At 41.5% G+C, this 24,299-nt stretch carries 19 protein-coding genes; 7 read left to right on the top strand and 12 right to left on the bottom strand.

The window, feature by feature from the left end:
* Positions 1 to 308: 308 nt before the first annotated feature.
* The 3 genes from QR40_RS17240 to QR40_RS33770 all read left to right on the top strand — a co-directional run bounded on the left by QR40_RS17240 (position 309) and on the right by QR40_RS33770 (position 3,114).
* Positions 309 to 1,106 carry a beta-keto acid cleavage family enzyme gene (locus tag QR40_RS17240; protein ID WP_044296119.1) on the top strand — a complete coding sequence of 266 codons (798 nt, stop codon included), beginning with the start codon at positions 309 to 311 and terminating at the stop codon, positions 1,104 to 1,106.
* An 820-nt stretch (positions 1,107 to 1,926) separates the two neighbouring features.
* Positions 1,927 to 2,889, top strand: coding sequence for an Rpn family recombination-promoting nuclease/putative transposase (locus QR40_RS17235; protein ID WP_044289597.1), 963 nt, complete (start codon positions 1,927 to 1,929; stop codon positions 2,887 to 2,889).
* A 129-nt stretch (positions 2,890 to 3,018) separates the two neighbouring features.
* On the top strand, positions 3,019 to 3,114 hold the full coding sequence (locus tag QR40_RS33770) for a DUF6783 domain-containing protein (RefSeq protein ID WP_377142213.1): 96 nt from the start codon (positions 3,019 to 3,021) through the stop codon (positions 3,112 to 3,114).
* Positions 3,115 to 3,161: 47 nt separating this feature from the next.
* Here the strand turns inward: QR40_RS33770 and QR40_RS17230 are convergent, their stop codons facing one another.
* The 6 genes from QR40_RS17230 to QR40_RS17205 all read right to left on the bottom strand — a co-directional run bounded on the left by QR40_RS17230 (position 3,162) and on the right by QR40_RS17205 (position 14,147).
* A complete protein-coding gene (locus tag QR40_RS17230) occupies positions 3,162 to 4,316 on the bottom strand; it encodes a YibE/F family protein (protein WP_044296118.1) in 1,155 nt (384 codons plus the stop codon).
* A gap of 173 nt (positions 4,317 to 4,489) precedes the next feature.
* A complete protein-coding gene (locus QR40_RS29975) occupies positions 4,490 to 7,876 on the bottom strand; it encodes an immunoglobulin-like domain-containing protein (RefSeq protein WP_052430903.1) in 3,387 nt (1,128 codons plus the stop codon).
* Positions 7,877 to 8,145: 269 nt separating this feature from the next.
* Positions 8,146 to 11,532: an ATP-binding protein gene (locus tag QR40_RS17220; RefSeq protein ID WP_242858549.1), complete on the bottom strand. Its 3,387-nt coding sequence runs from the start codon at positions 11,530 to 11,532 to the stop codon at positions 8,146 to 8,148.
* Positions 11,480 to 12,244: a DUF4194 domain-containing protein gene (locus QR40_RS17215; protein WP_063837584.1), complete on the bottom strand. Its 765-nt coding sequence runs from the start codon at positions 12,242 to 12,244 to the stop codon at positions 11,480 to 11,482. The genes QR40_RS17220 and QR40_RS17215 overlap by 53 nt, the downstream gene beginning before the upstream one ends.
* 41 nt (positions 12,245 to 12,285) lie before the next feature.
* Positions 12,286 to 13,638 carry a Wadjet anti-phage system protein JetA family protein gene (locus QR40_RS17210; protein ID WP_044296116.1) on the bottom strand — a complete coding sequence of 451 codons (1,353 nt, stop codon included), beginning with the start codon at positions 13,636 to 13,638 and terminating at the stop codon, positions 12,286 to 12,288.
* Between the two features lie 50 nt (positions 13,639 to 13,688).
* A complete protein-coding gene (locus QR40_RS17205; protein ID WP_044296296.1) occupies positions 13,689 to 14,147 on the bottom strand; it encodes an Lrp/AsnC family transcriptional regulator in 459 nt (152 codons plus the stop codon).
* 227 nt (positions 14,148 to 14,374) lie between these two features.
* Between QR40_RS17205 and QR40_RS17200 the strand changes: the two genes are divergently transcribed.
* From QR40_RS17200 to QR40_RS17185, 4 genes are all read left to right on the top strand, one after another.
* Entirely contained in the window at positions 14,375 to 15,715 is a 1,341-nt protein-coding gene (locus QR40_RS17200) for an MATE family efflux transporter (RefSeq protein WP_027295515.1), read from the top strand.
* Positions 15,716 to 15,842: 127 nt separating this feature from the next.
* Complete coding sequence (locus QR40_RS17195) at positions 15,843 to 16,427, top strand: TetR/AcrR family transcriptional regulator (RefSeq protein ID WP_044296115.1); 585 nt, start codon at positions 15,843 to 15,845, stop codon at positions 16,425 to 16,427.
* Positions 16,428 to 16,561: 134 nt separating this feature from the next.
* Complete coding sequence (locus tag QR40_RS17190; protein ID WP_027295513.1) at positions 16,562 to 16,885, top strand: PadR family transcriptional regulator; 324 nt, start codon at positions 16,562 to 16,564, stop codon at positions 16,883 to 16,885.
* Entirely contained in the window at positions 16,882 to 17,874 is a 993-nt protein-coding gene (locus tag QR40_RS17185; RefSeq protein ID WP_044296114.1) for an HAAS signaling domain-containing protein, read from the top strand. Before QR40_RS17190 ends, QR40_RS17185 begins: the two co-directional genes overlap by 4 nt.
* A 70-nt stretch (positions 17,875 to 17,944) precedes the next feature.
* On the opposite strand, the gene QR40_RS17180 is transcribed toward QR40_RS17185, so the two are convergent.
* From QR40_RS17180 to QR40_RS17155, 6 genes are all read right to left on the bottom strand, one after another.
* Positions 17,945 to 18,586, bottom strand: coding sequence for a DUF4318 domain-containing protein (locus tag QR40_RS17180; RefSeq protein WP_044296113.1), 642 nt, complete (start codon positions 18,584 to 18,586; stop codon positions 17,945 to 17,947).
* Positions 18,583 to 19,035, bottom strand: a complete 453-nt coding sequence (locus QR40_RS17175) for a LytTR family DNA-binding domain-containing protein (RefSeq protein WP_044296112.1) — start codon at positions 19,033 to 19,035, stop codon at positions 18,583 to 18,585. Before QR40_RS17175 ends, QR40_RS17180 begins: the two co-directional genes overlap by 4 nt.
* A 106-nt stretch (positions 19,036 to 19,141) precedes the next feature.
* Entirely contained in the window at positions 19,142 to 20,212 is a 1,071-nt protein-coding gene (locus QR40_RS17170; RefSeq protein WP_044296111.1) for a zinc-binding dehydrogenase, read from the bottom strand.
* A gap of 82 nt (positions 20,213 to 20,294) precedes the next feature.
* The gene (locus QR40_RS17165) at positions 20,295 to 21,401 is read right to left on the bottom strand and encodes a sugar ABC transporter substrate-binding protein (RefSeq protein WP_160295825.1); all 1,107 of its coding nucleotides are present in this window, start codon (positions 21,399 to 21,401) and stop codon (positions 20,295 to 20,297) included.
* A 147-nt stretch (positions 21,402 to 21,548) separates the two neighbouring features.
* Positions 21,549 to 22,535, bottom strand: a complete 987-nt coding sequence (locus QR40_RS17160; RefSeq protein ID WP_044296109.1) for an ABC transporter permease — start codon at positions 22,533 to 22,535, stop codon at positions 21,549 to 21,551.
* A complete protein-coding gene (locus QR40_RS17155) occupies positions 22,528 to 24,024 on the bottom strand; it encodes a sugar ABC transporter ATP-binding protein (RefSeq protein WP_044296108.1) in 1,497 nt (498 codons plus the stop codon). Before QR40_RS17155 ends, QR40_RS17160 begins: the two co-directional genes overlap by 8 nt.
* Between the last annotated feature and the right edge of the window lie 275 nt (positions 24,025 to 24,299).

Raw genomic sequence — 24,299 nt, 5'->3', positions numbered from 1 at the left:
ATGATAGGTAGTGTACGGAAGGTTAGAAAATACCAGTTCTGCGTTAAGCATTCCAAACCAATGTCCTGGTCTGCCCCCTTCTCTTTTCGTACACTACCTATCATCTACAAAGCGTCCTTCCTCAGCGAAACCCAAATATAATGCATTAAATAGAACATTACAAAACGTTCACTGTAGTACTAGCAAATAGAAATGACTAAAGGTTGAAAGAAAATTATGATATAGAAAGGATGCCACGATTGATTCTTTCAACCAGTTTTATTGTGGCAGTATTGCAGGCAAGCCTGTAATATGCAATAGGTATAAATATGAATAAAGTTATTATTTCTCTGGCACCGGTAGCTGCCTCTACTCCCATTGATGCAGATGCTCTGGCGCTGGATGTTAAAAAATCAGTAGAATCCGGTGCTGCAATGTGTCATCTGCACTGCCGCCGTCCGGATGGTTCCCTTACCGCGGATACCGGATTTATGGTGGAATGCTTTGAAAAAATACTAGCTGAAACAGATGTACTTGTACAGGCATCTACCGGAGGTGTTTCCGATCTGACCATTGAAGAACGCTGCACTCCTCTGGATTATGTAAAAGTAGAATCCGCATCCCTGAATGGCGGCTCCACAAATCTTGGTGAAGCCGTATACAAGAATTCTTTTGAGGATATCCGCTACTGTGCAAAAGCCGTATATGATAAGAAAACCATACCGGAAGTTGAAGTTTTTGATATCGGTATGATTCATAATATAGAAATGACTGCAAAAGAATATCCCTTCCGGGACCCGATTATTTATAACCTGGTATTCGGACACAAAGGAGGTATGCAGCCTACGGTCGAAAGCCTTGCAGCTTTCCGTTCCTTTGTTCCCGCAAATGCCAAATGGGGTGTGACTCATTTTGGACGTGACAACTGGAACTTCCTAGCCGCAGCAATTGCAATGGGTGCCAGTATCGTCCGGATTGGATTTGAAGACAGCGCCTATCTGGCACCCGGCAAATCTGCATCCATGAACTTTGAGCTGGTGGAACGTTTGGCACATCTGATCCGGGCTATTGGTTTTGAAACTGCCACACCGGACGAGGCACGTGAAATAATGAATACTTTGAAATAGTGGTATTTTGATCTTGCTTTGTGGAGGGGTAGAGCGAACAATTTTATCTTTAGTTGGGGTTTAGCTGAGAAGAGGACGCTTTGTAGCTGGAGATGGTGTACGGAAAGAGAAGGGGGCATGCTGGACGCTATTGGCAGAAAGCAGATATAATTATCACTGCAGATGGTTTCATCATTCTACTAATGGCTATAGTACCTATATCCAGTTAAGTCTGTGATCAGGAAAGCAAGCAAAACTTAATCGTATTTCGCACATTTCACACTGAACTGCCGAAACACACTCTGCACATCCAGAAAAGAACAACTCCAGGTCTACACCCTGCTGAGAAAACCGCGTAGAGCAGAGCTGAGTATTTACTTACCTTTCCGTTGCACCATCTCCATCTACAAAGCGTCCCTTAATCAGCTAAACCCGTTTTTTTAACTGTTTTTATATCTACGCATAGCCTGAAATAGGGGTAGTTGTGATTCGAACGAATCATGACTTCCCCTATTTCTGGCTATCCATTACCAGGCAAACTCATTTTGTGCGTATATCATCAGAACACGATGTGCTGCCGTTAATCACTTATTAAGAGGATCTTTATTTTTATTTCATAATAAGTAACTTCAATTAAAAATGTGTTGCACAAAATAATATTTTATGATAATATGTTGTTATATAAAATTTCTTAACACTGGCTATTCTGCCAGGTAATTTCCAATCGACAAGTAAAATTTCATATAAGGCGTTGCCATGCAAGCTGTGAGTCGTTATAATATATCTAACAACCTCTTACGCTGCAAAGGATAACTGCCTTTCTGTAAGAGGAGGACTAACCATGAACAATTCGCCCAAAATAAGTAACAGCCATACTGAACCCGAGAAAAAAGAACCGTTTATCATGCTGCCTACTGTTGACTTCTGTTTTAAAGAGCTGATGTACAGTGAGAAAGCCAGAAAAGGTTTAATCGCAGCATTTTTAAATCTGGATCCGAAGGAGATTCAGGAAACAGTATTACTAAACACTATCCTGCGAAAAGAAAGTGATTCACAAAAGCTTGGCATTCTGGATGTAAGAGTAATGATGTATGACAACACTCAGATAGACCTGGAAATGCAGGTCCTGCCTTTTCAGTGCTGGGAAGAGCGTACCCTGTTCTACACTTGTAAGATGTATACAGATCAGATCATAAGCGGAGATAATTATGATGTTCTTGTGAAATGTATCCAAATCAGTATACTGGACTTTGATTTCTTAAAGGATACGGATGAATGGTATTCCTGTTTTCATCTTCGGGAAGACACGCGGGGGAGCTTATATTCTGATAAACTGGAGTTCCATGTACTGGAACTGCCCAAATTGGGGAATCGGGAAGAACCGGAAAACGAATTATTACAATGGGCGAAATTTCTGAACGGAAAGCGGGAGGAGGATTTCAAGGATATGGCAGAGAAGAACGAGTACATAAATGAAGCGTATCAGATCTTAAAAAATATAAGTGCAGATGACGCAAAAAGAATAGAATACGAATCCAGGGAAAAAGCAATCCGTGACTATAACCATCTTATATATATGGCAAAAAAGGAAGGATTGGAGCTTGGGCAGGAAAATGGAATTGCATTAGGCATAGAACGCGGACGCAAGATAGGAATAGAACAGGAACGAGAATTATGCATCGAATTCCTAATAAGGGATAACCTTGAAGAGGGAATCTGCCGTGAACGAATTATTGAAAAACTTCTAAGATGCTTTAAACTGGATTATGCTTCAGCTGAAAAATATTATGAGAAATATAAGTAACCTGTCGTCATTTGGGGCGGTTAACTGATATTGCATATAAAGCACAAGAAACCAGTGCATGTTTGAAAATTGCTTTCTGACAACCGTCCGCCACACTTTGTGGGGATAATTGTTCGGAAAATATGAGGCATAGCGGGCTGTGCTGACTATTTTCCGGGCAAATTCCATGCGCAATGGGGCGCGCAGATGACAGGAATGAATTTTCAAACAGGCTCTGCTGTCTAGTGTCGCCCGACGTATTTACGCCGGGATGCACTAGTCAGATTACTCTGTTACAAATAATGAACACCTTTCTTTCTAATCAATCCCGCCAACAGAGAAGTTATCGGCACTGCAAGTATCACAGCTATGCTCCCTGTAAGCCCTTGTGCCAGTTCTATGGCAATATAATCAGAGCTTAACAGCTGATCCATATGAATTCCATAGGCTTTTAACAGCAGCAGCGTAGTGATTGCCGTACCGGTAAATGCTAAAACCAATGTCTCGCACATAGTACCTATCATATCTTTCCCAATCTTTAATCCGGTTCTATAGATCTCCCTGGAACTCATCTTATTATTAGCTTCTCGCATCTCATACAACGGCGCAGCCACCGACATGGTCATATCCATAATGGCTCCCAGTGACGAAACAAGTGTACCTGCAAACAGAATATCCCCAACCTTCATACCGGAACTGTTGGAAACCAGAATCAATTCTTCTACCTCATCCAGCTTATATCCGTCTACGGATAATATCCAGGCAAATATGGCAAAAACAAATGCTGCTATCAAGATTCCAGCGACAGTAGATAAAATAGCTGTCCAGGTTTTTGCCGAAAATCCGTTCAGAAGAATCATGGATACCGCAGATGCAGTTACTGCCATGAGTACCGTCGCCAGTACAGGAGGCCAGCCGCTGTAAATCGCAGGTATGAGAAATCCTATGATTAATAGGAATACATAGAGCAGCCCGATAACACTTTTGATTCCCTTACTTCTGCCAACCAGCGCCATCAGAAGAATAAAAATTACTGCAATTGCTGCAATTCCCCCGGTTCTGTCATAGTTAAAAATAGAGTAGTAAGGTGCAGCCCCCTCTGGCATATCAGCCTTGATTAAAACACCCTGTCCCGGTTTTACATAAATATTGTGGGTCGTGGATAGTACGTTGTCAAATTCCAGTTCTTTTCCCTTTTGTTCCCCTTCTTTTATATATACCCTTACCTTCTGGGTCCCCAGTATACGTGGATCATTTCCATCTGCTTTCTCTAATTCCTCAGACAAAACCTCTGTTACTTTTCCCTTAACGTAGCGAATGGTGCTGGAGTCCGCAAACTCATAGGACATATCCGTTTTTTGATAGAAAATGAACGTTGCTGCAATTGTTAGTATAAATACAGCTAAAAATGCAAGCCATTTTTTATCCATCCAGTATTTTTTTAACATCTGTAATCTCCTGTTCCGCAAAAACAGAGCAGTGGCAGTAAACAGCAGGAAGAAGGCGCCTGACTCAGCCTTTTGGACTCCGGTTTAACTGCAGCAGCTCTGTTTCAAATATTTCTTATTCAAATCATATTCGTATTTATATTATTGGATTTCTACCCTAACTAAATGGTGATTTACTTTTTCTTAGATACAACAGTAATACTGCATACCGCTTTCTTACCGCTTCCATCCTTTGCCGTACATGTAATTTTAACCGTACCGGTCTTTTTCGCTTTTACAACTCCTTTAGGGCTAACTGTGGCAATTTTACTATTTGATGTTGACCAGGATACTTTCTTCTTGGAAGCATTTACTGGTTTTACTGCTGCATCCAGTTCCAATTTTGTCCCTCTATACATCCTTGCTTTTTTATCCATTGAAATCTTAGAGACTTTAATTTTCCTGTCTACAACATTTACTTTTACGGTATCTTTCTTGCCATTTGCTGTCTTTACTTTAATATTAGCCGTTCCCTCTTTTTTAGCAGTAACCACACCTTTTGCATTTATAGCGGCTACCTTTTTATTCGAGGAACTCCAGGTGAGCTTTTTATTGGTTGTGTTTTTGGGAGTAACAGCTGCTTTTAACCAAGTATACTTCTTACCCTTTTGAATGGTAATGCTGCTGTGGTTTAATTTTACACCCGAGGCTTTTACAACCGCAGGCTTATCTGTTCCCTGCTGTGCTGCCTTTACAATTACTGTTCTTTGCTGGGTTACGGTATTGCCTGCCTTGTCACTTACACGGTAAGTCAGTGTATAAGTTCCCGGTTTTGAAGAATCTACCTCACCGGTACAGGTTACCTTCGCAGTGATATCACCGTCCCTGTCATCTTTCGCACTGACTCCCTGCATTTTATCAAATTTACTTCCTACTGTAATTACCGTACTTGCAGGAATGTTCAATACTGGTGCTGACTTATCCGGTACCACCGGCTGTTCCTTTTCCATAACCGTTATTTTTCTTACGGCTTCACCTTTGTTTCCTGCCTTATCCGTAACTGTGTATACCAGTTCCGTGGTACCCGGTCTGGATACATCAACCTTACCCTGTACCTGAATATCTGCTGTTACATCTCCGTCTGCATTATCTGATGCGCTTACGCCTGCCATAGGATCAAATACATCCCCTACATAAATCTCTGTTTTTTCCGGGAAGCTGATCACAGGTGCTATCGTATCCGCAATTTCTTTTTCAGTCGTAACCGTAAGATCCAGGAAATCAAAATATACATCAGAGCTGTCGATACGTCCATTGTGGATTTCCACTGCAATTGTGTTTACACCATCTTTTAACATACTCCAGTCTTCCAGCTGGAAGGTTCCATTCAACGGACTACTCTTGTTGGAACCGCCGTAAGACATATTGCTTTCAAAACCGCCTTCCGGCTCGTAATAGGAAGCTGCTTTTACACCGTTGATATAAACGATAGCCGCATCATCATACATCAGGCTTCCAGTCATACCCACAACTTTTTCTGCATCCTCCAGATCAAATGTTGTTCGGAAAAAATAAGTTGGGATATCATCTTTTGTGCCTTCAATATACTGTGTCAAAAGGGTATTTGGAGTGCATCCGCCGCCCAGATCAGCGATCTGTCCTTTTTTTGCTCCAAAGCTTCCCTTTGCGGTACTCCATACAGAATCATCAAAGCTTTCTTCTGTCCATGCGGTTCTGCTTTCCAGGTTTTCTGCCGGATCGGTGTTGTTGTCCAGATACCTCCAGATAGTATCCTGGGTTGTTATGAGCGTTGTCTCTTCTGTGGTGGACTCTTTTACTGTAACGATTCTCTTTTTGACCGTTTCATTTCCAGCAGCATCAGAAACACGGTATGTTAATTCATAAGTCCCTGGTGTCTGGGTGTCTGCACTGCCTTCTACCGTAACAGACTTCGTGATATCTCCATCGCGTTCATCCGTTGCGGTAATACCATCCATTGGATCAAATTCATCGCCTGTATACAGCTCCGTAGCCGCAGGCACATTTAATTCAGGTGCCGTCTTATCCTCATCCAATACTGTTATTGTACGTACAATTTTTGTTTCATTTCCGGCAGTATCTGATACGGTATAAGTTAACGTATACTGTCCCACCTTATTAATATCTACCGTGCCTTCTACTTTAATCTTACCTGTAATATCTCCATCCTTGTTATCAATTGCCGTTACACCTTCTAATGGATCAAATGCTTTTCCCAGAATAACGGTATCATTATCCGGGGCGGTAATTACCGGTGCCGTATAATCACCATTTGCATCCACCCCTTTATATATAGTGAAATCATCTACCAGGCTCATGTCACTTGTACGGTATGTAGTAAACTGCATAGAAGTATCCGTAACTTTCACATTTGTTATATTTGGTACGCTTTCCTGATTTTTTACGGCTGCAAATGGATAATCATAATTCATAATACTGTAAAATTTACTTCCGCTGGCTGAGTTTGCAGTTAAATAGAGCACTTCGCCCTCTGCAGGGTTTACAACCTGTGATTCTACATTATCTGTTTTAACCGGATTTGTTCCATTCATCATATAAGTTCTGGTGTAAACATGGTCGTGTCCCATAAGGACCGCATCTATGCCTAAATCAGAAAATACAGGAGGCAGCTCATTTCTTCTCTGGATAATATCCGAGTCCTGCGTATGGGATGCAGTACTGTAAACGGAATGGTGGAAGGTTACGACTTTCCATTTTGCATCTGATCCCTGTGCAGCTACGGTATCTTCCAGAAACTGTTTATGTTTTGCAGTACTCCTATCGTTGGAATTAATGGACATAAATAATACGTCATCATATTTATACCAGTAATCTCCACTGAATTCTCCTGCAGTAACTGTTGTCTGGTCTACATTCGGAATATTGAAATGCTCGCTGTAAGCATTGCTTTTTGTATCATGATTTCCAACATTCGTTGCAATCGGAAGGCTTTTCAACTCTTCCGGTGCCAGATAAGAGGTATACTGGCTTTCATTATTATTTGTATTTACCTGATCCCCTGCAGATATCAGAAAACTGCTTTCCGGAAATTGGTTCATTGCTTTATTCAGCGTATCTTCCCAGCCCTTTTGATCCGATGCCTGGGAGCCTGCCCCTATCTGAGGGTCCCCAGCAAGAAGAAAGCTGAATCCGCCGTCAAAATTTTCTGTGTCATAGTCATATATCTCCGACCAGCTTCCATCATTTCCTACACGATATACATACTGGGTATTTGCTTCCAGCCCAGTTAAAGCAACCTTATTGCTGTAAAAGCCGCTTTTATTCTCAGCTGCCGCTGTAACGGCTGCTGCTTCCATATGTTTCTGCGGGAAATCCTCGCCTGGCATATCTGCTTTTTTCGCCCATTGAACGGTTCCGGCATTAGCAGACTTACTGTACCAGTTTACATAGATCTCTGTCTCATCAGCACCAACCCCAAGTGAGAGTGAATCCACTGCAGCATTCTGGTCAGCCGCTAGAACAGGCATTGTAAATGTCGTAAGCATTAACCCCATTGTTGCCATTACTAGTAATTTTTTCATATTGTCCTCCTGTTTTCCAGATATTCTCCATAACAATTTGATCATTGATCTGTCAGCAATCCGGTTATCATTTCTGTTATATTCTAGGAGGACATTGTTAATATCTTATACTATTTATGTAAATTGTAAGTAAAAATTAGGAGGGGTAGCTGAAAACAAGAAGGTTTTGTGTAATCAGGTATGTGTACGGAAGAGGTGAGGCGCGACAATTGCGGTGCCCCTGTCGCAACACCTCTTCCAAGATTCAGGCTTTCGCTGCTAAGCGTCACTTACTCACCGGACAACTGCCGGAATTCCACACGTTCGAATTCCTGGATGGAAATACTTTTCTTGTTTGGATTGGCGAAAACAAAGGTTTTATCTACATTTTCCAGATAATTCTGCATCTTATCATTGGTGGCGCTGATGATTACCTGGAATCCCAGATCCCGGATCAGTTTGATGCAGCTCGCTACTTTTTCTCCGTCCATTTTGGAAAATGCCTCGTCCAAAATGACCAGGCGTATGGTGGGATTGCGCTGGAGCTTGGGCGGCAGGTTAAAACGGTAAGCCTGGGCAAAACTTGCAAGAAGGGCTACATAGAGGGGATTTTGTCCCTCTCCGCCGGAATTTTTCTTTAACATCCTGCTCAGATGTATCTTGATTGTTTCATTTTCACTCTGGATAGTCTGCTGCATATCAAAAGAGAGATAGGTACGGTAATCCGCGTACTTATCCATATTGCGCTTCGCCTCCTCCATTTCCTCCGGTGTTGCATTTTCAGGAGGGATAAAGATAGAGATCAGCTCTGATATCAGCTCTCCATAGTGGCTTTCATGGGCAATGGTAAATAAATTCATCTGGTTTTCCATAGACAAGGACAGATCCGAAGGATTAATTTCCAGGGAATCATCCATGAACATATCGTAAAATCTTCCATCAGGCCCTTTATTTTTAGCAAAAATAAACTGATATTTATCCTTACCGAAGTCCAGCCTGCTGATAATCCGGTTCAGTTCGTCTTTGCGCTGCATTGCCTCTACAATGGCACTGCGGATTTTCAGCATAAAATCATTTTTAAATTCCCTGGTAGCCAGTCGTGCCCGCTCCCCGGCAATCTCCATGTATTTTGGCAGGTTATCACATTTTAATCTTTCCAGTAACTCATCATATTCCCGGTTATCTGCCTTGTCATGGGCAAATCCTCTGGCTGGATAGTGAAGCAGGTATTGGTGACGCAGGGCACATAGATCCCGGAAAAATTCATCCTGCCCACGAAGGGCTGCATTCACCTGCCCGGTAAAATAGTCCCGCAGTTTCTCGAAGTTTGGATTTGTCTTTTTCTTCAAATATTCCTGCACTTCCTCATCCATCGCCGGATCAGAAGGAAATTTCTTTTCTTTCTGCGTCAGTTCTTCTCCCAGATTCAAATGCAGGCGTTTTCCTTCGATAATCTCCTCCTGCTTTTTCCACATTGCTTTCTGGATACTTTCACGCCACCTTCTCTTTTCCTTTTGAAGCTTCAGCAATTCATTTCTGTTCTTTTCCAGAGAAGCAATATCTTTATCCCGCAGTTTTTGAATTCTCAGTTCCAGATCCTTTTTACTTTTCTCCTTCGCCTTGCAGTCCCTGATATCTGCCAGCCAATCCAGATAGTCAGCCGCATCGTTAGACAGGCTTTCCATCCCAAGCATTTTGTCGTAAGACTTTCTGGTTTCCAGACGTGGATCTAACTCTTTTACCAGCTCCTGGCTTCTTTTATTTAACTGTTTCATCCGTCTGCGCAGACTGTCCGCACCAATATATGCCCACCTGGTATAGTTATCCGGATTAATATGCTGCAGCTTAAAGCCCTGATACAGGATACATTCCGGTGTAATTCCAATAGAGGACTCACGGAGTTCCTCCACACTGCTGCATTTCATAACATTTCCAAGGAGAAAATTAATATAAGCCCTGACATGGTCTTCTTTTGCAATGACCTCTTCTGCCAGAGAACCCTTTTTTACCCGGAACTCTTTTTGCATAATTTTTTCCGTATCCAGTACGGCTACCTGATAATATTTCTTTTTATCCATGCTCCGGTAAATCTCCATGGCATCTTTAGAAAATGAAGGCTCTACAATAATGGCCAGTTTGTGGTTTCCCATGTAACCCTCAACGGCATTTCGCCATTTCTCATCCCTGATGTCCAGAAGATCCGCCAATATATCCACCTTTACCGGTTTTCCAGCTTTTTCACATAGCTGATATGCCAGCTGCTGTCTTGCGTCCTGCAGCTCTTTGGGATACGATTTTCTTCCATGGTGCAGATCTTTTAATTCCTCCAGAATCTTTTTCTGCTCTGTCTTTAGGGCACGGATATCTATATCCAGATCCTGCTTTTGTTCAGTTACCTCAGTCTGCAGGTCCCGGATGGATGCCTGTAAATGATGCAGTTCCACCTCTGAAATTTCATATTTAATGAATTTTTCTATATCCCATATTACAGAATTAGATGTCATATCGTGATCAATCCACTCTTTGAGCCTTAACCCGGTCTGATCCCAGCGTGCCTTACTCTTTCCCATACGTTCCAACAGCTCATTGATACTGATCAACTGCTGCTTTAGCTCTTCATAACCGGTGGCTGAAATGTGCTTTAATACCTCATCCCCGGTTTTTCCCAGCTCTTCTATTTCCCGGTCCAGAACTCCGATCTGCTCCTTCTGTCCGGTTATATCCTGGGTATAGAGGATTACCTTATTCTGAAGAGTGACCACCCGCTCTTTAAGCTGAAGAATATCCAGTTTATCTGTAAAATAACTGTATTTTTTACGCTCCTGCTCTTTCTCACAGACCTTTTGATATAATGCCTGTATTTCTTTTAATTCTTCAATTTCTTTGCAGGTATCCTCTATTTTTTTACGCATCCTGCCATACTGCATAACGCTTTCCTGCATATCTTCTATATGGATATCCTGCTCCATACAGATGTATTCTTTTACAAAATCCTCCAGTTTAATGTTCATTTTAAATGGGATCGCACGTTTGAACAGCAATGGGAATTTTTCCATGTCCAGTCCGCCCAGATAGACATCGTAAAGCTGTCTTCTGAAACGCTCGTTATGTGAAGTATAAAAACACTCTTCCTTTGTAAACCGCTGCTGCAGTTCCGTTTTTATTTCAGACACAGACATACTTCTATGCTTGATCCGGTAGTCATGTTCCAGGAGAGGACCATCGTGCCAGAAAAATACCCTGCTGATTTCATTTGTGGAAGTATCCACATCAAATGCCACTCCCACACACTGGCATTCCAAAGTATCCGTACGGGTTAACTCCAGAACAATAGTACTGGAAAAATTTTCATTTCTCAGATAAGAAAATTCATTATCATCCCCTATATTGATCATCCCCCGAAGATATTCGATCAGGCTTCGGTCAGAGTCATCTGCCGCAGCTTTATTAAAAAATCCTCTGCCATCTGTATTTGCATACAGCACAATCTGCATAGCATCAATAATTGTTGATTTTCCACTTCCCGAATGTCCGGTAAAAAAATTAATTTCCTGGTTAAAGGAGAGAATTTTACGGTCTATGTAATGCCAGTTGTTCAGACACATTCTGGACAATGCCTCAAATTTATGCTTCATCTTCGTCATCGGTTCCTTCATCTTCGTCTCCTTCTGTTTCATCAGCATCTGCTATTTCTTCTATTTCTTCTATTCCTTCTGTTCCTTCTATTTCTTCTGTTCCTGCTGCTTCTCCTGTTCCGTCATCGTCTCCAGCTTCCTCTGTTTCCATAAACTTTTCTGACGGTTCTGCCTTAAGCGCTTCTAACATGGCTCGGATATCATCTGTCATCAGAACTACATTTACGCAGGGATATATAATCAGGCGTGCATTTTGATCCAGTTCTTCCATGGCATCCAGGGGCTCTACAATCTGATACTTTTTAAGCAGCGCAACAGCCCTCCGCACTTCTGTATTTGACGGCCTGTCCTTCAGCAAATGAAAACTCCCTACCCGTTCATTCAGATCTCCCAGAGTCGTATAGACATTTACGCTGGTAGATGCGGCTGACATCTGTTCATCATAGATTAATTTCAGGAGGAGAATATAAAGTGTTGCCAGCCTTGGCAGCTTTTCCCCCACAATATTTTCACCCTGTATATATATAATCCCGCCCTGGCTGTTATCCAGAAGCGCAATACCGCTGACTGCCAGATATTCCCTGACAAACTCCAGGTGTTTATTACAGATTCGGTAATCTTTATTAAACTGGAATCTGCCCGTTCTCTTATCAAATTTTCGCTCTAAAAGAAACGTCTGTTTATATAAAGTCTGGATTACTGCAGTTACTTCCTGCCTTTCTTCCAGTGATAATTCATCGTAATACGTAATCATTTTTATACCTGTCTTCTTTCCTGTCTTCTTTCCTGTGTACTTTACTTTTTCACAAACGTCAGATTAGGGTAGCGGTACTTCCCATTTTCAATAAATTCCACTTCCTGGCTTTCCACCGCAAAGCCGCTGCCCTTTCGGATGGCATAGTCATATGCAAGGATGAGCTGTTCAAACTCCTCAATAGTCTCTATCATGGAATCTGATACCTTCATCCTGCCATTTTCCATCCTGTTTTCAATAAATTCTTCAATCTGCTTTTTGCTATACCGGTTATGCAGCTGGTTGAGTTTTAAAATTTCTTCCCTGCTTAACTCTTCTCTGACTTCCTCAGACCTGTTCTCTGCATGAAAGCTGCTTTTCGCCCGCCTCTTTTTATAGAGGGATTTATCAGAGAGAATTTCAAAAGAAGACAAATTCATCCTGGCGGATACTTCTTTAATTTTATCTTCCTGCCCCTGACCAGCTGACAGTTCATTTAACAGCTGAATAACCAGCCCCCGCCTGTCTGCCTCCCCGTTCAGGAGATAATTCAGCCTGGTTACGGTAGCCCGCACGTATTTCATATGCTCTCTGTCCATAAAGGAAATCCGGTGTTCAATATCATCAAATCCCCGCTCGATATCATCCAGTATGCGCAGCATATCCCCCTCGTTGATTTCTTTTTGCTCCCGCCGGCTCATCAGTGAAATCCACTCCATATCCGACTGCATCTCCCGTATCCATCCTTTAATATCGGTTTTATACAGATAAAAGTTGTCAGATGTTTTCAGGATATGGTATTTCTTGTTGATGATCTCTTCTACATACCCCTCCAGATGCTCCTTTAACAGATCTGCATAATTTTTCTGTTCCAGAAGGCTGGTGAAAAACTTATCCATATTGTGGAGCATATCCTGCAGGGATTTATTCAGCTTTCGTACATTCACTAGTGCTGTTTTTAATAGACTGGTATTTGCCCGGGGATCATTTTTAAAAGAAAAGAGAATTGCATAGATATTCTGGATATAGATTTGCGTGTCATCTTCTTCATCACTGTTCAGTCGTTCAAATGCATCAATAAAAATGGCGGCATAATCCGGAATTATAATGTTGGTTACCTGCATATAGTAATCATCCAGCTTCTTCAGCCACTGGGCTTTCAGCAGCCAGTTCAGTATCCTGGTGGCCGGTGGTTCCAGTATATCCAGTTCAGACTCCAGTTCCTCCTTCTGCATCATTACCCGCCGCTGTGCAAAATAGTCCCCAAGTATCTGAATACAGACCTCCCTGCTTAAGAAATAACTGTTATATTGGTATTCTTCATTTATCTTCAGTAAAGCTTCCATGTATGTATTCCGATTGGGAGAACGGAACAGACTCCAGAAGCTTTCTGGTATTTCATTTAGTAACTGCATACTTTACCTTCTTGTATTTATTATATTAAGACTGTACCACCATAGCGTGTTTATAACCGAAGTCCTTTAATATCCTTTATCCTGGATAATATAATGTTGCAGCTCAGGTCAGTCACACCCGGAAGCTTGTATATAACTTCTTTTAAAAACATTTCCATTTCCTCATGCCCCGCTGCAACTGCATGGACATGAAGCTTACATTTTCCGGAAACCTGGTAGATCTGGGTTACCGTATCATTCTCTTTTAGAATCCGGATAATCTCCGGTCGTTTACCGGGTTTCATTTCTATCTCAAAATAGCAGGATATGGCACCGGTTATCTTCTGGGGGTTGATTACCGTTGTGTACTCCTCAATCACACCCCTTTCCTCCAGTGCCTGAATTCTGGACTTTACCGCTACCCGGGAAAGCCCCACTGCTTCACCGATATCCGAATAAGACATTCTTGCATTATGTAACAGTAATGCTGTAATTTTTTGATCTATTTCATCCAGACCGCTTAAGAACATTCTGCCTGCCCCTTCTTTCCTGGTAATAACTATCTTTGTATGTTCCAATGTACTGCTTTTTATAGTACCATTAATCATATCATTTTCTGCGTTATATCACAAGATTTTTTAAGCCCTGTACCACTTTTCACTTTTCGTTTGACATCCCTGTTTCAAAATGTTACCCTACTTACATAATGAATATTTTATATTACGTTTCGTAAGTTACGTAGAACCAGGAGGATATTATGCAAAAAGATCTTACAACCGGAAAGGTTACTTCTGTCATGCTCCGCTTTGCAGTGCCCATGATTCTTGGTAACCTGCTCCAGCAGCTCTATAATGTAGCCGATACTTTGATTGTGGGAAAATACCTGGGTGCAGGCCCTCTGGCAGCTGTCGGGTCTTCTTTTACACTTATGGTATTTTTGACATCCATTATTCTAGGATTATGTATGGGAAGCGGAATTGTTTTTTCTATGCTGTTCGGCGGTCAGGACATGGAACGCTTAAAAAACAGTATTTTTATTTCATTTGTTCTGATTGGATCGGTCAGTCTCATTATAAATATCGCTGTTTTATGCCTGCTTTCCCCTTTGCTTTCTCTGCTGCAGATACCAGCAGATATTTTGACAGAGACAGAAGACTATCTGCGCATTATATTTTTTGGCATCATGTTTACCTTTCTCTATAATTATTTTGCGGCTCTGCTGCGAAGCATGGGCAACTCCATGGCTCCGCTGATTTTTCTGGCTGTTTCAGCAATGATAAACATCCTGCTGGATTTACTGTTTGTTCTTACATTTCATATGGGAGTCGGCGGTGCCGCTCTGGCAACTGTAATCGCACAGGGCATCTCTGCTGCCGGTATTTCTGTTTACTGCCTGAAACGCCTGCCGAATATAAGGCTAAAAAGGCGGCACCTGCAATTTAACCGGGAATTAACAAGAGATATTATACAATACTCATCCCTTACCTGTATCCAGCAATCCATCATGAACTTTGGAATCCTAATGATTCAGGGATTGGTTAACAGCTTCGGTGTTCAGGTTATGGCCGCCTTCGCCGCCGCAGTAAAAATAGATTCGTTTGCCTACATGCCGGTACAGGACTTTGGTAATGCTTTTTCTACCTTTATTGCCCAGAACTTTGGGGCTAAAAAAACGGAAAGAATCCGCCAGGGCATCCGGTCTGCGATTGGCACCGCAGTAATATTCTGCCTTTTTATTTCAGCAACTGTATTTATCTTTGCTGATAAACTGATGCTGATTTTTATCCAGCCGCAGGAGCAGGAAATTATTTCCATCGGCACTCAATATCTTCGCATTGAAGGCATGTGCTACTGTGGTATCGGATGTCTCTTCCTTCTCTACGGTCTGTACCGGGGTATTGGAAAACCGGGAATTTCCGTGGTTCTCACCGTAATATCGCTGGGAACCCGTGTTTTGCTGGCATATATTTTGGCTCCGGTTCCTTCCATTGGGCTTTTAGGTATCTGGTGGGCAATCCCCATCGGTTGGTTTCTGGCAGATGCCGCCGGACTATTTTACTACAAATATAACAGCTTTTTCACTCGACACCATTCTTAAAATCAGCTATAATGTCATTTATGACGTACTCTTTGTATAATTTATTCCATTTAATGTACATTTTGGACAAAGACCTACTTACATAATTTTACATAACCTCTAACATACAAACGAGAAGGACGACAAAATGGCCAGTTTAGCAAAAGAATTGAAATATCACAAAATACATAAGAAAATTAAAGACATCTCGCTTCATCTCTTTTTGGAAAATGGCTTTGATGATACTAGTATCAATGACATCGTGAAAGACGCCGGATGCTCACTTGGAACCTTTTATAAACATTTTAAAGGCAAAGAGATTCTGTTTATTGAGATCTGGGATGAGTATGTTTCCGGACATACCAGACAAATGATAACTTTCGCACCCAAAGACCCCTCCGGCGAAGAAATGGTTGATTATATTATAAAGAAAGCATATGACTATGGACACAATGAAATAACCATCAAGCTTTATCCGATCAGCCAGAAACTTGCTATATCTTATAATTATCCACTTTTACATATATGGGCAGGCCAGGCTACAGAATTAATGCTGAATTATATCAGAAAATCCTGCCCTGGTATGTCTTTAACCCGTTCAAATACCATTGCCAACATCTGGCGTTGCCTGATTGATAATTATGCAATGTCCTTTGTATGGCTTAAAAATCCACGATACTCCTTTTATACTGAAGAATTAAAGGAGTGTCTTCTGAAACTTCTGGAATTTTAGAGTCTGCCAGCTTTCAAGGCAGATAAACGGCAAAATTAAAACAAAAAAACCTCTTGACATTTTTTAACCACAATACTATACTATGCATAGTATACAATGCATAGTATGCATAACAGGGTATCAGGAGGTATTACATGGATACGCAAAGAAAAAAGGGTCTGCTGGATATCTGTGTATTGTCCGTCTTAAAACAAGGTCCGTCTTATGGATATTTGATCAATGGAGAGGTTTCAAAATGTATTGAGATTTCCGAATCAACCTTATATCCTATCTTAAAACGACTGGAATCCACGGGCAGTCTCACAACATATAAGCAGGAATACAACGGGCGCACCCGTAAATATTATAAAATTACGGATACAGGTATTGCAAAGATTCAGGAATTTTTAAATGAGTGGGAAGAAATGAAACAAATTTACACTTTCATAGAAAAAAACAGCCAGGAGGGATCACTATGAAGCAAGCAGAATTTTTCAAAGAATTAATGGAACAATTATCGGAGATACCAGACGCTGACAAAGAGCAGTTAAAAGAATATTATCAGGAATTGATCTGTGACGGTCTGGAGCTGGGGCGTGATGAAGAAAATATCATTGCCGGATTTGGTACCGTCGAATCCATTGTCAAACGAATTAAAGAAGAATACAGGGAAATCGGCAGACCGAGATATACCCAAACTAATACCGGGCAGGAAAACATTCAAGATGCGGGTTATGCATCCTCTACTCCCATACACACAATTAACGTGGAAGCCGAAAATGTACGAATTGAAGTAATTCCCGTGACCTCCGGTCCCATCCGGGTACTATTTAATCCACGGGAAGACTGTGATTACGTTTCCTTTACAGAACATGACGGGGAATTTAACTTCCGCCATACCATGCGTAACTTCCTTTCCTGGAACTGGCGCAATCTCTTCCGTGGTCCCTGGATACTAACTCTGGAAGTTCCCGTAGATTTTGCAGGTAATCTGAGGGTGAAATCCTCCAATGCTTCAATTTCTGTAAACGGATTGAAACATCTGACCAATTCACAATTTATTACCAGTAATGCGCGGATCAGGGTTGACGACATCCATTGCAATTCCGTTCTAATACAGAGTACCAATGCATCTTTGGATCTGAATAACCTATCCGGTGACCAGTTGGAGGCCGTGACGAACAATGGCCGTGTTACTGCATTTGGATGTACTTTTACATTCGGACTCCTGCTCTCTACACGCAATGGTGCCGTAGAAGGTAAGAACCTGAATGGAGATAACATTGTAATGAGAACCAGCAATGGTGCTGTCAGAGGTACCATCATCGGTGATATCCGTGATTACGCTATCCAGAGCCACACGGTAAATGGTTCTAATAATCTGCCGAACAGTAAATATCCGGATCAGAAAAAACATCTTGTTGCGAAGACCAGCAATGGACGTATTGATGTTGCATTTATCCGGTAAATTTTCTTAAGAGGGGAAGACACACCAGAAAATTAAATTTTGGCGTTTCTTCCCCTTACAGTCTCAGTTATTAATCCTGCTCACCTGCGCTGGAAAAGGTCATTGTATACACAATCGTTCCAATAGGTGTATAATACAATCCCATTTTTACAGCGTACTTTTTACCATTTATCCTGATTAGAGCCGGTTTCTCTTTTTTGATATATTCCAGATTCCAGTGATTGGCTTCACAGTATTTTTCAATTTCATGAAAATAGGCTTCCATGGTAGCTGGCTTTTCATCCAGATCTACCACTAACGCAGATCTGCCTTGAGGCATTCCCTGATTCAGCTCATCTGCTATTTTTTTTAAAGATACGTATTCCATCAGCCACAGCACAAACAATACTACAATATTTACCAGTATCACGTAACGCACTGTCTGCGTCAAAAACGCAGCTATCGTCATCACCGCTACTACTACAAGAAACACCAGATAGCTGGATGCTGCACCGGTTAACAGACTGTGTTCTTTTGGCGTTCTTCCATGTATCCACCAGAAAAAGACACCCAATATCAGGTAACCAGCCAAGATAACAGGCATATATGGCAGCGCCAGAACAATGCCCGCTGCATCACCGGTGAAACTCACTACTAAAAGTGAACTCATCATTAACACTAAACCCAAAATGCTGCCCTTTAATCCACATTCTTTTCGATTTTCCACACTCATCGTAATCCCTCCCGAATTAACGCTCTCAGATCTTTTAAATATTTTCTTGAAATATATACAGATGCCCCGTTATCCAGCTCCGCCTTCATAAGTCCATTTGCCAGGGGACTGTAAACGCTGACTTTATTCAAATGCAGAATTACAGATTTCGAAACTCTGACAAATTTTACAGGGAGCAGTTTTTCTAACTCATACAATTTTTTCGCAGATTCAAATATCTTCTCTCTGGTATGAACATATTGGACATTGTCAACCGATTCAATTATATAAATACTTTCACTTGGGATCCTGTAAATCTTCCCGTCCGCAGTACATGGAACAATGACCGCATTATATTCTTCATTTTCAATATATGATGAAATCTGTTCAGCCTGAGGTGTTAATTCATGCACATGCAGCGCCGCATATTCTATTTTGTCCTCCGGGATCTTCTTAATAACTACTTTCATTTTCTGCCCCTCCCTATGGACTTATATTATAATAAATTCCGGGAGAAATCTATATTATTTTAGTAAGTGGGCGGTTATGGGAGTGTAAGTGGCAAAAAGTACATTTCTATTCCTGCGGAACCAGCATCACCTTCACAGCATCTTCCGCTTTTTCCGCCGTTTCAAAAGCCTCTTCCCAGTCCTCCAGCTTAAACCGGTGGGAGATTAGTCCTTCGGTCCGTATCAACCCTTTTTGTATCCCCTTTATCACAGCAGGATAAGTCAGCGCCGACAAATGAGATCCGATTATCGTTAATTCTTTCCCATCCCCGATTACATTCCAATCCGCCTGTACTTCCTTTGCAAATACACCCATCTGAACATAACGCCCCAGATTTTTCAGTGCATCCATTCCCTGTGTGACACTTCCGGGACTTCCGGACGCTTCTACGTAGACATCACAGCCCAGACCGTCTGTCAGTTTCATAATTTCTTCCGCCACATTACATTCTGCCGGATTCAATACTAAATCCGCTCCAAATTCTTTTCCCATTGCCAGCCGGTTCTCCTTTACATCAATTCCAATCACCATTCCGGGAAGATAAAGACTGGCTATATTCACCATGGACAGCCCAATTGCTCCAAGCCCTGCAATCACTACCACATCGCTGTGTTTGATATCAGCACGTTCCAATGCATGCATTCCGCAGGCGATTGGTTCCACCAGAACTGCCTGCTCCTGTGTAAATCCTTCCGGAATTCTGTGTTTTATACAATTCTTGTCAATCTTAACATATTCTGCAAAACCGCCATTGGCATATTGCTTAAATCCAAAAACTGCTGACCGGGTACACATCCAGTATTTTCCTTCCCGGCAGAATTTACATTCACCACAGGGAATTACCTGCTCCGCCGTAATAACTTCTCCAACCTCATATCCCGTAACATCCTCTGCTTTTTCTACGATTTCTCCGTAAAACTCATGTCCCCCTATGCACGGCGCTTCTATGTACCTGTTTTCTTCTGAAGTTCCCCAGATACGGATTCCCCCATGGTAAGATTTTACGTCGCCTGCGCAGATCCCGCAGCCCTTTACCTTTAACAGCAGTTCCCCTTTCCCTATCTCCGGTACCGGAAAGTCTTCGTAGCGGTTATCGTATGGCGCATAGGATACCAGCGCTTTCATTGTTTTACTCATATTGGTGCTCCTCCATTTTATAATAATTCTTTACTTAGCAACTAATATTGTTTCATTGCTTTTCATTTTTTATCTTTTTTCATTATTTTTTATAAATTGTATCGTAATATTCCTGTGCATTGGATGAATCTATCACATCAATGGGCATATACTGGGTTTCCTCAATCTTTTCATTTTTCAGCAGTGCATTTGTCATATCAATCAAGGCTCTTCCGTGTGCTTTTCCGCCGCCAAGGCTGACGGAAGATTTCTGAGGATCCCCATTGATGATATTTAAAATTTCGTTTTCCGTAGCATCGATCCCAAAGAGTCCGACAGATTCAAAATCTGTAATGCCGGCCGCCTTAATCCCTTCATTTCCTCCTACACTTCCTCCGCCGCCAATGCAGCAGATTGCTTTTAGATTTGGATTTGCCTGTAAAAAGTTTTCTGCGTTACTGAGACCCTGCTCTGCTGTCAATGCCGGAGAAGTAGCGACTAATTTCGCATTCTTTGCGTTTTCTTCCACACCTGCTTTGATTCCATTGGCACGTTCTATGATTTCAGGAAATTCCGGAAGATCCATAAGCGCCCATTCCACAACTTCTTCATCTCCATATTTTTCGTTAATCCACTCCGCAGCTTTTTTACCGCATGCATAGCCTGTATTATAAGGATCTACCAGGTACTGGGCATCATAATTTTCTAATACCTGGGTGTAGGCAACTACATAGATTCCTGCCTCTTTTGCTTTTTTTGTCACATCGGCAATAGCATTTGCCTCCACTGCACAGATAATAATTGCATCCATTCCATTTTGGATAAAGTTCTCAATCTGGGTAACCTGCTTAGTCGCATCACTCTGTGCATCTACATAAGTAACTGACATTGCTTTTTCTTTACCATAGCTTTCTGCTTCCTGAACCAGCTCTGCCCAAACCGGATTACTGAGATCTGAAAATGTAATTCCTACATTATAAGAATCCTTACTCTCACTTTTGCCGGCAGCTTCTGTAATTGTACTGTTTTCCCCGTTTTCATTTAATGCTCCTGCTGCTGTTCCATCTTCTCCTCCCGCTTTTGTCCCCTCTGTTTGTGCTGATGCTGCTGCAGTTGTTCCTCCGCTGTCTGACGGATTGCTGCATCCAGCCAGCATGCCTGTTATCATAGCTATAGAAATTACCATGCTTAATAATCTTTTTTTCATCATAATCTTCCCTTTCATCACTTTATATTTTATTTTTTTATCTTCATTTCGTCATAAATACACTCAATATTAAAATGCATTAAAAGTTATCCACATTTTTTTCATATTATCTGATTTTGTATCCACATTTTCCACAAGATAATGTGAATATTACGCATTATTAGCATTTATAGCCTTCATTCTCTTTATCTTCTCACTGTTTGCTCTGGACATCGTATCGTAAACCACTGCAATCAGTAAGATACATCCTTTGATTACCAGCTGTACGTATTCACTGACATTTAGCAGTACCAGTCCGTTATCCAGAACTCCTACAATTAACACTCCGATAAATGCTCCCAGCATTGTTCCTTTTCCGCCGCTGCTGGATACACCGCCCAGGACACAGGCAGTCAGTACATCAAATTCAAAACCTGCTCCTGTTGCGGATTGCGCTGAATTCAGACGCGAAAGCATTAATATTGCTCCGATTGACGTAAAAAATCCGCATAAACTGTATACTAATATCCGCACTTTGCCTGTATTAACACCGGAAAGCTTTGTCGCCTCTTCATTGCTTCCGATAGCATAGAAATATCTTCCATAATAAGTCTTATTCAGGATAAATACCCCTATTGCAATTATAATCAGCAAAAATATCAGGGATACCGGGACGGAAAGTATACTACCCTGTCCTAAAAAGGAAAAGCTCCTGGGGAATCCAAACATAGGCAGTCCTTTTGATATTAAATAACTCAGACCATTTAAAATAGTCATCATGGAAAGGGTCACTATCAGAGGCGCCACTCCGGTTTTTGTAATAATTAATCCATTAATCAGCCCGATCAGTATACCAGCCAGAATAGAAATCATTATGGCTGCCACCCAGTGAACCCCCATTTTGGTCATCATATAGGCGCAAATGATATTAATCAGCGATATCTGATAACCCAGGGACAAATCTATACCGCCTGTTATTAAGACGAAGGTGAATCCCACTGAGCAGATACCAAGGGTTGCAATCTGTTTTGTGATATTAAAAATATTGTTCAGCTTTAAAAACTGCGGCGATAGTATACTAAATACCAGAAACATTGCCACCAATACCAGAAAAATTCCCAGTTCCTTAGATTTAAATAACTTTTTACTCTTATTCATCCGTATCACTCCCTGCCGATTTTGATAATATTAATTCCTGGCTGACTTCTTCTTTTTCTAGCAGCCCGGTAACTCTTCCCTTGCACAGCACCACAATCCGGTCTGACATTCCGATTAATTCTTCCATATCTGATGAAATCATAAGGATCGTCTTACCATTGTCCGCCAGTTCGTTCATAATATTGTAGATCTCCTGTTTTGCTCCCACATCAATTCCTCTGGTGGGTTCGTCAAATATTAACACCTGGGGATCCATCGCCAGCCACTTTGCCAGTACTACTTTCTGTTGATTTCCACCACTTAGATTTTTCGTTTTCTGTTCGATGGAAGGGGCTTTTGTACGAAGACTGTCCATATAAGACTGGGACATCTCTTTTTCTTGGTCACTGCTGATCACTGCAAGCGTGGAAATTCTTTTCATGCTTGGCATGGTTGTATTCTCCTTAATGCTCATTTCCAATACCAGCCCCTGACGCTTGCGGTCTTCCGGAACCAGCGCAATTCCCGCCGCTATTGCCTCTATGCAGTTTTTTGGCCGAATAGATTTTCCATTTAAAATTATTTCTCCGGATATAATCTTTTCATATCCAAAAAGCAGCTGTGCCAATTCTGTCCTGCCGGCGCCAATCAGCCCTGCCAGGCCTAATACCTCACCTCGTTTTACATCAAAGGAAACATCCTTTACACCATTACCCGTGAGCTTTTTAATAGACAGTACGGTTTCAGAGGCTTTATTCTTTCGTTCCGGATATGTCTCACTGAGCTCCCTGCCCACCATCAGCTTAATTAATTCTGATTTACTGGTATCTGCCGTATTTACTGTAGTAATATATTTTCCATCCCGGAGTACCGATACACGGTCCGACAACCGAAAGATCTCTTCCATTCTGTGAGAGATATAGATAATGGTCACTCCCTGTGTCTTCAAGGTATCTACGATCTTAAACATCGCCTCAACCTCTGATGTGGTAAGAGGGGCAGACGGCTCATCCATAATTAAAATCTTAGCATCCTTAGAAACCGCCTTTGCTATCTCCACAATCTGCTGATAACCGGTAGTCAGATCTGCTACCTTTGTAGAAGGATCGATGTCTACATGGAGCCTATTAAACAGCTCCTCTGCTTTCTTATCCATTTCCTTCCGGTCTAAAACCATCCCTTTCATAATGAATTCACCCAAAAATATATTTTCCGATGCGCTGAGTACCGGAATCAGCGTAAATTCCTGATAGATAACTGCTATCCCATTCTGCCTGGACAGGGTTGGCGTCATTTGTTCATATGTATGATTGTTAATCTCAATCGTTCCTCTGGTTGGCTGTACAGCTCCGGAAATTGTCTTAATCATTGTGGACTTCCCTGCGCCGTTTTCCCCTACCATTGCATGAATTTCGCCTTCTTTAAATTCAATATTTAAATCGTCCAGAGCAACCACGCCGGGATATAATTTCGAAATATGATTCAACTTTAAAATTGTATCGCCTAGCATAACCTTCCTCCTGTTTACACCCTCAATTCTTGCAAGAATTATTTGTTTTTGTTTCTGTACCTATTATATCTGTCCCAGGGAGCCGCAACAATGCACTAAATTTAATATATTGTGTTCATTTTTATCTTTTTTCACTATTTTTTATATATTTTAGACCATAAAAATAAAGATACCACAATGACAATGTGTCATTTATGATATCCTTATCTTAATATTCTCTATTTCATTGTATATATTTTTTAAGAAACCTTTGTTGTTTTTCATTGACACAACTT

It is taken from the genome of Robinsoniella peoriensis (assembly GCF_000797495.1).
In the GTDB taxonomy this organism is placed as follows: domain Bacteria; phylum Bacillota; class Clostridia; order Lachnospirales; family Lachnospiraceae; genus Robinsoniella; species Robinsoniella peoriensis.
The sequence above is the reverse complement of the archived record's forward strand: the minus strand, read 5'-3'. Positions and strand labels throughout refer to the sequence as shown.

Bases quoted from the DNA above. Each gene is read 5' to 3' on its own strand.
- QR40_RS17235 (WP_044289597.1), top strand. From the start codon at position 1,927: ATGAACAATTCGCCCAAAATAAGTAACAGCCATACTGAACCCGAGAAA.
- QR40_RS17155 (WP_044296108.1), bottom strand. From the start codon at position 24,024: ATGCTAGGCGATACAATTTTAAAGTTGAATCATATTTCGAAATTATAT.
- QR40_RS17230 (WP_044296118.1), bottom strand. From the start codon at position 4,316: ATGTTAAAAAAATACTGGATGGATAAAAAATGGCTTGCATTTTTAGCT.
- QR40_RS17160 (WP_044296109.1), bottom strand. From the start codon at position 22,535: ATGAATAAGAGTAAAAAGTTATTTAAATCTAAGGAACTGGGAATTTTT.
- QR40_RS17190 (WP_027295513.1), top strand. From the start codon at position 16,562: ATGGATACGCAAAGAAAAAAGGGTCTGCTGGATATCTGTGTATTGTCC.
- QR40_RS17185 (WP_044296114.1), top strand. From the start codon at position 16,882: ATGAAGCAAGCAGAATTTTTCAAAGAATTAATGGAACAATTATCGGAG.
- QR40_RS29975 (WP_052430903.1), bottom strand. From the start codon at position 7,876: ATGAAAAAATTACTAGTAATGGCAACAATGGGGTTAATGCTTACGACA.
- QR40_RS17205 (WP_044296296.1), bottom strand. From the start codon at position 14,147: ATGTTCTTAAGCGGTCTGGATGAAATAGATCAAAAAATTACAGCATTA.
- QR40_RS17240 (WP_044296119.1), top strand. From the start codon at position 309: ATGAATAAAGTTATTATTTCTCTGGCACCGGTAGCTGCCTCTACTCCC.
- QR40_RS17210 (WP_044296116.1), bottom strand. From the start codon at position 13,638: ATGCAGTTACTAAATGAAATACCAGAAAGCTTCTGGAGTCTGTTCCGT.
- QR40_RS17175 (WP_044296112.1), bottom strand. From the start codon at position 19,035: ATGAAAGTAGTTATTAAGAAGATCCCGGAGGACAAAATAGAATATGCG.
- QR40_RS17195 (WP_044296115.1), top strand. From the start codon at position 15,843: ATGGCCAGTTTAGCAAAAGAATTGAAATATCACAAAATACATAAGAAA.
- QR40_RS17215 (WP_063837584.1), bottom strand. From the start codon at position 12,244: ATGATTACGTATTACGATGAATTATCACTGGAAGAAAGGCAGGAAGTA.
- QR40_RS17180 (WP_044296113.1), bottom strand. From the start codon at position 18,586: ATGAGTGTGGAAAATCGAAAAGAATGTGGATTAAAGGGCAGCATTTTG.
- QR40_RS17170 (WP_044296111.1), bottom strand. From the start codon at position 20,212: ATGAGTAAAACAATGAAAGCGCTGGTATCCTATGCGCCATACGATAAC.
- QR40_RS17165 (WP_160295825.1), bottom strand. From the start codon at position 21,401: ATGATGAAAAAAAGATTATTAAGCATGGTAATTTCTATAGCTATGATA.
- QR40_RS17200 (WP_027295515.1), top strand. From the start codon at position 14,375: ATGCAAAAAGATCTTACAACCGGAAAGGTTACTTCTGTCATGCTCCGC.
- QR40_RS17220 (WP_242858549.1), bottom strand. From the start codon at position 11,532: ATGAAACAGAAGGAGACGAAGATGAAGGAACCGATGACGAAGATGAAG.